Origin of the sequence: Cellulomonas pasadenensis (assembly GCF_047229365.1) — a bacterium.
GTDB lineage: Bacteria > Actinomycetota > Actinomycetes > Actinomycetales > Cellulomonadaceae > Cellulomonas.
In genome coordinates, this window is the sequence record NZ_JBFTEP010000156.1 from 1 (window position 1) to 7,743 (window position 7,743).

A 7,743-nucleotide genomic window follows, 5' to 3' on the forward strand; every position below is an offset into this window, starting at 1 on the left:
CGTCGGGCAGGGCGCGGCGCAGGCCGACCCGGCCGGCGGGGTCGCGCAGCGCCTCGGCGACGCGCCCCAGCACGCGCCGCCAGGGCAGCCGCATGAGCGACGTGAGCAGCGCCGACCGCACGATCGCCGCCTGCCGGGCCGCGGGGTCCGAGCGCCGGGGCGACGGGTGGTGGTGCACCGTGGCGGCGTCGAGGTAGGCGATCGACCAGCCGCGTGCGGCCAGGTCGAGCGAGAGCCGCTCCTCCTCACCGGGGAAGCGGACGACGTCGTCGAACCCGCCGACGGCCAGGAACGCGTCGCGCCGGACCATCGCGGCGCACGCGATGAAGCCGAGCAGCACGGGCCGGTCCACGCCCGCCGGCCGCGGCAGCGGCGACGCCGCCAGGACCTCGCAGAACGAGTCCGGTCGCTCCTCGGCGCCGACCAGGATGTGCGCCTGCACGACGGCGACCTCGGGGTGCGCGTCGAGCCAGTCCGCCGCGATGCGCAGCGACCCGGGAGCCCACCACGAGTCGTCGTCCGCGAACGCGACGTACGGCGTGCCGACCGCCTCCGCGCCGAGGGTGCGGGCGTGCGCGCCCACGTTCTCCGGCAGGGGCAGCACCGTGACGTCGGGGACGGCGGCACGGACCGCGGGCGTCGTGCCGTCGGACGAGGCGTTGTCCACGAGGACGACGGGCGCGGCGTGCCGGCGCAGCGTGACGAGCAGCTCGTCGCGGCGGTCGCGGCTCATGACGACGACGCCCACCCGCGGGTCCTCGACGGGACGCGTCCACCCGGCACCCGGTCCGGCGGCGGTCGTCGGCGGGGCGGCGGTGGGGACCGTGGTCCGTCCCGTGGCGTCGGACGTCGACGGGCTCCCCGTCATCGCACCTCCCGGCTCGGTCGACGTCGGGCGGTGGCGCCCGGCACGGGCGTGCCCGCGCGCCTCACCCTAGGGACGCGGGCCCGCGCGTGCCCGCCGGGGGCCGTGCCGGCCGTCGCCACGGCTGGTCACCGCCCCAGGCGGGTCGTACTGTCCGCGCGTGGGGTTCTCCGTGGCGCCCGGCGCGTACGACCGCTTCATGGGCCGCTACGCCGCCCGCCTCGCGCCCCTGCTCGCGGACGAGGCCGGGGTCGCACCCGGGGCGCGCGTCCTCGACGTCGGGTGCGGGCCCGGCGCCCTCACCGCGGAGCTGGTCCGGCGGACGGGCGCTGCTCGCGTGCACGCCGTCGACCCGGAGCCGGCCTTCGTGGCCGCGGTGCGCGACCGCCTGCCGGGCGTCGACGCGCGCCTCGGAGCGGCCGAGGACCTCCCGTTCACCGACGGGTCCGTGGACGTCGCGCTGGCACAGCTCGTCGTGCCGTTCCTGGCGGACCCGGACCGCGGGCTGCGCGAGATGCTCCGCGTCACGTGCGACGCCGGCACCCTCGCCGCCTGCGTGTGGGACCACGCGGGCGGTACGGGTCCCCTGGTGCCCTTCTGGGACGCCGTCCGTGACGTCGATCCCGGTGCCGTCGACGAGGCCGCGGCGCCCGGTGCCGCCGCCGGCGACCTGCTCCGGCGGGTCCGCGCGGCGGGCGGTCGTGAGCCGGTGGAGAGCCGGCTCACCGTCGCGGTGCCGTGGCCGTCGTTCGACGCGTGGTGGGAGCCGTGCACGCTGGGGGTCGGACCCGCCGGTGCGTACCTCGCGGCGCTCGACCCGGACGCCGCGGTGCGGGTGCGCGAGCGGTGCCGCGCGGCGCTGCCCGACGCGCCCTTCACCCTGCGTGCCACGGCCTGGTGCGTCGTGGCACGCGCCTGACGACGCGCACCGCGTCGGCCCTGCCCCGTCGACGACCGCCGCGAGGCGGGCCGCACGGTTGCGGGCGGGAGGCGACGGTCGCAGGCTGGCGGGACGGCGACCAGGGAGGTTCGGATGAGCGAGACGGACGACACCGGCACGACCGACGAGGGCACGACGACCGCCGAGGACCTGTCCGACGCCGGCGTCGGCGCGGGAGCGGGCGGCGAGGCCAACACGATGGAGCCCGAGGAGGACCCGGACGCCGCGCCCGACGCCGGCTGACCGGGCGTCGGGTGTCGCACCACCCGACGGCGGCGCGGCCCGGTACCGCCCCGGCGGTACCGGGCCGCGCTTGTCCCACCGCTCCGGTCCCGCCGCTCCTGCCGCATCGCACCGCACCGGCTCGTCGCAGCGGCTCGCCGGCTCAGCTCACGTAGCGCCGGGCGGTGGACCGCCGCTGGGACTCCTCGAGCGCCCGGAACCGCGCCTCGGCGTGCGGGGGCAGGGGACGCCGGTCGCGCAGCACCCACGGCAGCCCCTGCACGGCACGCAGCACGCCGGCCGCCGACACGCGGTCCCGGGGCAGCGAGCGCAGGACGTGGCCGGTGCGGCGTACCGCCGCGGGCAGCGGCCGGCGCAGCCACGTGAACCACAGCGTGTTGCGGATCCCGTCGCGTCGGCGCACGTGCGGGTCGCGGGCCCGCGACGGCTGGTGGTGCACGGTGAGCGTCGGCAGGTAGCACAGCTCCCAGCCCGCGGCCGCCAGGTCGGCCGCGAGCAGCTCCTCCTCACCGCCGAGCCACAGCCGCGGGTGGAAGCCGCCCGCGGCGAGGAACGCCTCGCGGCGCACGACCGACGCACCGGCGAGGAAGCTCCCGAGCGCCGGACCCGGCAGGCCGGGGGCGCCGACGACCGGCGAGTCGCGCAGCTCGGCGACGATCGGGTCCTCGCGCCCGCCGGGCTCGACGAGGATTCGCGCGGTCAGCACGGCCACCCCCGGGTGCGCGTCGAGGACGTCTGCCGCCTCGCGCAGCGACCCGGGGTCCCACCACGTGTCGTCGTCGCAGAACGCGACGTACGGGGTGTCGAGCCGCTCGATCGCCACGTTCCTGCCGACGGCCCCGAGGTTCGTGGGGCTCGCGACGAGCTCCGCCCACGGGTGCTCGGCGCGGACGGCGTCGGCGGTCCCGTCGGTCGAGCCGTTGTCCACCACGACGACGTGCGGCCGCTCCGGCAGGTCACGGAGCCGGGTGAGCGCGGCGAGCACCTCGGGGCGGCGCTGGTGCGTGATGACGACGACCGCGACCCGGTCGTCGTCGTCGGGCGAGGCGGCGCGGTCCGGACCGCGGTCGGGGGCGGGCGTGCGCTGGGCGGTGACGTCGAGCTCCACACGCCCATCTGTACCGGCGGTCCGGCCGTACCGCGCGTCGAGCGCCCGGCCGGACCGCCGACCGGCTCAGACGGTGACGCCCTCCGGGCCGACCGTCGCACCGGCGGGCACCGTGGCGGCACCGTCCGCCGCCTCCAGGACGGCATCGCCGACGACGCGCACGTCCGGCGCGAACGTCCAGTCGCCGCGCACGCGCAGCGACGTGGCCGCGCGCAGGGACGGCACGTGCGCGACGCGCCGGTCGAACGCCGCGACGGTGGCGTAGTGCTCGGGGTCGAGCTCGACGAACGGCGCGTCGACCTGCGCGACGAGGCGGTGCGCGTCGTCGACGTCGTACACGTCCGAGCGCAGCACCAGCAGGTCGTTCGTCGTCTTGACCGGCAGGAACCGCTCGCGCCCGACCTCGAGCACCGCGGCGCCGTCGAACACCTCGATCGCGGCGCCCATCGCCGACTCGATCTGCACGACCTTCGTCGACGTCCGGTCGGTCGGGTCGACGGTCTTCTCGTTGCGGATCAGCGGGAGGTCGAGGACGCCGCCGGTGCGGTCCAGCTCCGCGGCGAGCGCGCGCAGGTCGAGCCAGAGGTTGTTGGTGTTGAAGTACCGGTGCGTGCTGATGTCCCCGGCCGCCTCCGCGTCCTCCTTCGGCGTCTGCGCGGACTCCCGCAGCACCAGGCGGCCGTCGGCCTTCCGGACGACGAGGTGACCGCCCTTGCGGTCCGCCGGCGTGCGGCGGGCGACCTCGGCGGCGAACGGCGCGCCCGTCGACGCGAACCACCCGGCGATGCGGGCGTCGGGGGTGGCGCCCAGGTTGTCGGAGTTCGAGACGGCGGCGTACCGGAAGCCCGCCTCGAGGAGGGCGTCGAGCACGCCGGACGCCCGCAGCGCGGTGTACAGGTCGCCGTGGCCGGGCGGGCACCACTCGAGCGACGGGTCGGCCGGCCACGAGACGGGCGTGAGGTCGTCGGCGCGCAGCTTCGGCTCGCGGTTCTGCAGGAAGTCGAGCGGGACGCCGTCGACGGCGAGCTCCGGGTGGGCCGCCAGCGCCGCGAGGCTGTCGTCACGCGTGCGGAAGCTGTTCATCAGCACGAGCGGCAGGCGCGCACCGGTCGCCGCGCGCGCCGCGAGCACCTGCTCCGCGATGACGTCGAGGAACGTGCGGTCGCCGCGCACGGGCAGCAGGGACTTGGCACGGTCCATGCCCATCGAGGTGCCCAGACCGCCGTTGAGCTTGAGGACGACGGTCACGGCGAGCGCCTCGGCGCCCGCGGCGGCGTCGACGTCCAGGCGGTCCAGGTGCGGGACGTCGCCCAGCGGGGCGACGTCGGCCTCGGGGATCAGGCCGGTGGTACCTGACTCGAGGAGTCCGTAGAAGCGGGTGAAGACGTCGACCGCGGTGCCGGGCACCCCCGCGTCACGCATCTTCTGCTGGGCCAGGGCGAGTCCGTCGGCGCTCATGCTCCGACAATAGGGACACCGGCGTGCCCGGGGGCGGTGAGACCCGACACAACGCCGTCCGGCCGTGTCCCGGCCGCCTCCCGGTCCACGGACCGATGCCCCGCCGTCGGTGGCCGTGCGTGGACGGCCGGGCCGCCGCCGTACCGGCCGTCGCGCGGCTCCGTCAGCGTGCCGACCACACCCCGAGCTCGTTCCCGGCGGGGTCGAGGAGGTGGAACCGGCGTCCGCCGGGGAACGCGTACGGTCCCTGCACGACGCGACCACCGGCCGACTCCACGGCCGCCCGCGTCGCGTCGAGGTCGTCGGAGAAGAGCAGGACGAGCGGTCCCCCGGCCCGCGGTCCCGCGGCCTCGACGAGCGCCAGCCCGCCCGCCTCCTCGCCGTCCGCCTCCGCCGCCGTGCGGATGCCGGCGTACCCGTCGCCGTACGGGACGAACGACCAGCCGAACGCCGCGCCGTAGAACGCGCGGGCCGCGGCGAGGTCCGTGACGGGGATCTCCACGTAGTCGATGGTGTGGTGGACGCCGTGCGCGCGGGTGCTCATGGCGTCATCGTGCACGCACCCTCCGACACCCCGGAACGGTCGATCCGTGCGCGAGGGGGTCCCGCGGGGGCAGGATCGGAGCACGGCGGGGACGGTCCCGCCGGCGAGGGGGGTCCATGCACGTGCCGGGCGGCGGCCGACGGGCCGCGACGGACGACCCGTCCCCGGGCGACGACGCCCCGGACGGTGCCGGCGCGGGCGCCCGTGCCGCGCCGCTCGCCGGCGACGAGCGGCGCGAGCTCCTCGACGTCGCCGCCCGCGCGGCGGGCCTCGGGACGTTCCGGTGGGACCTGGGCACCCGCACGCTGAGCTGGGACCACGGCCTGCTCGAGACCTTCGGGCTCGACCCGCGCACGTTCGCCGGGACCATGGCGGCGCTCGAGGCCCGCATCGACCCGCAGGACCTGCCCGACCTGCGGCACACGCTGCGGGCCGCGGTGGCCGCGTGCGGGACGTACCAGGCGGAGTTCCGCGTGCACCGGCCCGACGGCGCGACCCGGTGGCTCGTCGTCCGTGGCCGCGCGGTGGCCGGGGCCGACGGCAGCGCGGACCACGTCGTCGGCGTCACGAGCGACACCACGGCGCTGCGCGTGGGCGAGGAGCGCGTCCAGCAGATCCTCGAGGACATGACCGTCGGCTACTGCTGGCTCGACCCCGACTGGCGGTTCGGGTACGTCAACGCGGAGGCCGAGCGGATCTTCGGCGTGCACCGGGGCCGGCTCCTGGGCCGGGTCGTCTGGGAGCTCTTCCCCGACGTCGTGGGGACGACGTTCGAGCGGGAGTACCGGCAGGTCGCCCGCACCGGCGCGCCCGCGGTGTTCGACGCCTGGTACCCAGCGCCGCTGGAGGCGTGGTTCGAGGTCCGGGCGGTGCCGGAGCGCGGCGGCGTCGCGGCCTACTTCACCGACGTGACGGAGCGGCGGCGGGCGCTGGAGCTCGCGGAGCAGGCGCGTTCGCGGTCCGAGATCGTCGCGGCGGTGGCGGGCGCCCTCGTCGAGATCCTCGATCCCGTGGCGGCGCTCGAGGCCGTGCTGCCGCACCTCGTGCCCGCCGTCGCGGACTTCGCCATCGCGAGCGTCCTCGACGAGGGCCACGGGACGTGGCAGCAGCGGCTGCACGACGTCGCGGCCCTGCACGCCGACCCGGCGATGCAGCCGGTGCTCGACGAGTACCGCGCCACGCGCGTCGCCGCCCTGACCAGCACCTCCCTCGTCGCGCAGGCGCTCGCCGGCGGGCGCCGCGTCCTCGCGACCGGCGTCCCCCTGGCCGGCGAGGTGGTCACCGAGGGGCCGGCGCAGGACGCGCTGACGCGCCTCGCGCCGCACGCGCGCGTCGTCGTGCCGCTGCGCGGTCGCGGGCACGTGCGCGGCCTGCTGACGCTCGGTCGGGGCACCGCCCGCGGCGCGTTCACGGGCGCCGAGCTGCGGGCGCTGCGCGAGGTCATGGCGCAGATCGGCCTCGCGCTGGACAACGCGCACCTGCACGCGGCGCGGCGCGACCTCGCCGAGGAGCTGCAGCGCAGCCTGCTCACCGAGCTGCCGGAGCCGGACCACCTCGAGCTGGCCGCGCGGTACCTTCCCGCCGCGACGGCCGCGCAGATCGGCGGCGACTGGTACGACGCGTTCCTCGTGCGCGACGGCAGCACGAGCCTCGTCATCGGCGACGTCACCGGGCACGACCTGCGCGCTGCCGTGTCCATGGCGCAGATCCGCAACCTGCTGCGCGGCGGGGCGCACGCCGTGGTCCAGCCGCCCGCGGCGGTCCTCTCGGCCCTCGACTGGGCCATGCACGACCTCGCCGTCGGTGCCATGAGCACGGCGGTGCTCGCGAGGATCGAGCGGCCGGCGGACCTCGCGGCACAGGGCCTGCGCCTGCTGCGGTGGGCGAACGCGGGTCACCTGCCGCCGCTGCTGCTGCACCCGGACGGCAGCGCCGAGCTGCTGCGCCGCCCGCCCGACATGCTCCTCGGGCTGCGGGCGCACACCGAGCGGCGCGACCACGCGCTCGTCCTGCGACCCGGCACGACGGTGCTGCTCTACACGGACGGCCTCGTCGAGCGGCGGGGCGAGCGGCTCAGCGCCGGGCTCGAGCGGCTGCGCACCCACGTGGAGGAGCTCGCCGGCCTGCCCCTGCAGGAGCTGTGCGACCGGCTCGTCGACGAGCTGGCCGCGGGCAGCGAGGACGACGTCGCGCTCCTCGCGGTGCGCGCCCACCCGGAGGACCGGCCCCGGCCGCCGGAGGCGGGCCCGGAGGTGCTGCCGGTCGACCTCGCGGCACGCGCCGACCTCATCCTGAGGGACGGGACGACGCCGGACTAGCCGTCGCCCTTGCCGTTGCGTCGCTCCTTGGCTGCCTCCTTGGCCGCCTCCTTCGCCGCGTCCTTCGCCTTGTCGGCGGCCTTCTGCGCCGCCTTCTCGGCCTCCTTCTGCTCGCGCACCTGCTCGGGCGGCGCCTGTCCCCCGCCCGGGGCGGGTGCCCGCACGGTGCCCGGGCCCTGCGCGGCAGCCTCCCGGGCGGCGGCCTCCCGGGCAGCGGCCTCCCGTGCGGCGGCCTCCCGGGCGGCGGCGTCCGCCTCGGCCTGCGCC

Annotated in this window: 7 protein-coding genes and 1 pseudogene; 3 read left to right on the plus strand and 5 right to left on the minus strand. The window is 77.4% G+C overall.

Features of this window, described 5'->3' with window-relative positions; all coding sequences use genetic code 11:
* Window positions 1-868, minus strand: an 868-nt coding sequence (locus tag AB6N23_RS16110; protein ID WP_412867011.1) for a glycosyltransferase family 2 protein, incomplete at its 3' end; no start/stop codon positions are given.
* Window positions 869-1,025: 157 nt separating this feature from the next.
* Here AB6N23_RS16110 and AB6N23_RS16115 point away from each other — a divergent pair.
* Complete coding sequence (locus AB6N23_RS16115) at window positions 1,026-1,784, plus strand: class I SAM-dependent methyltransferase (protein WP_412867012.1); 759 nt, start codon at window positions 1,026-1,028, stop codon at window positions 1,782-1,784.
* Window positions 1,785-1,898: 114 nt separating this feature from the next.
* On the plus strand, window positions 1,899-2,048 hold the full coding sequence (locus tag AB6N23_RS16120) for a hypothetical protein (protein WP_412867013.1): 150 nt from the start codon (window positions 1,899-1,901) through the stop codon (window positions 2,046-2,048).
* 142 nt (window positions 2,049-2,190) lie between these two features.
* On the opposite strand, the gene AB6N23_RS16125 is transcribed toward AB6N23_RS16120, so the two are convergent.
* From AB6N23_RS16125 to AB6N23_RS16135, 3 genes are all read right to left on the minus strand, one after another.
* Window positions 2,191-3,156, minus strand: a complete 966-nt coding sequence (locus AB6N23_RS16125; protein ID WP_412867014.1) for a glycosyltransferase family 2 protein — start codon at window positions 3,154-3,156, stop codon at window positions 2,191-2,193.
* Between the two features lie 66 nt (window positions 3,157-3,222).
* The gene (locus AB6N23_RS16130; RefSeq protein ID WP_412867015.1) at window positions 3,223-4,614 is read right to left on the minus strand and encodes a UTP--glucose-1-phosphate uridylyltransferase; all 1,392 of its coding nucleotides are present in this window, start codon (window positions 4,612-4,614) and stop codon (window positions 3,223-3,225) included.
* 163 nt (window positions 4,615-4,777) lie between these two features.
* Entirely contained in the window at window positions 4,778-5,158 is a 381-nt protein-coding gene (locus AB6N23_RS16135) for a VOC family protein (protein ID WP_412867016.1), read from the minus strand.
* Between the two features lie 116 nt (window positions 5,159-5,274).
* Here AB6N23_RS16135 and AB6N23_RS16140 point away from each other — a divergent pair, with 116 nt between their 5' ends.
* Window positions 5,275-7,476, plus strand: a complete 2,202-nt coding sequence (locus AB6N23_RS16140; RefSeq protein WP_412867017.1) for a SpoIIE family protein phosphatase — start codon at window positions 5,275-5,277, stop codon at window positions 7,474-7,476.
* Here the strand turns inward: AB6N23_RS16140 and AB6N23_RS16145 are convergent.
* Window positions 7,473-7,743 (minus strand): annotated as a pseudogene (locus AB6N23_RS16145) (hypothetical protein); the annotation flags it as partial. The gene AB6N23_RS16140 and the pseudogene AB6N23_RS16145 sit on opposite strands and share 4 nt — an antisense overlap.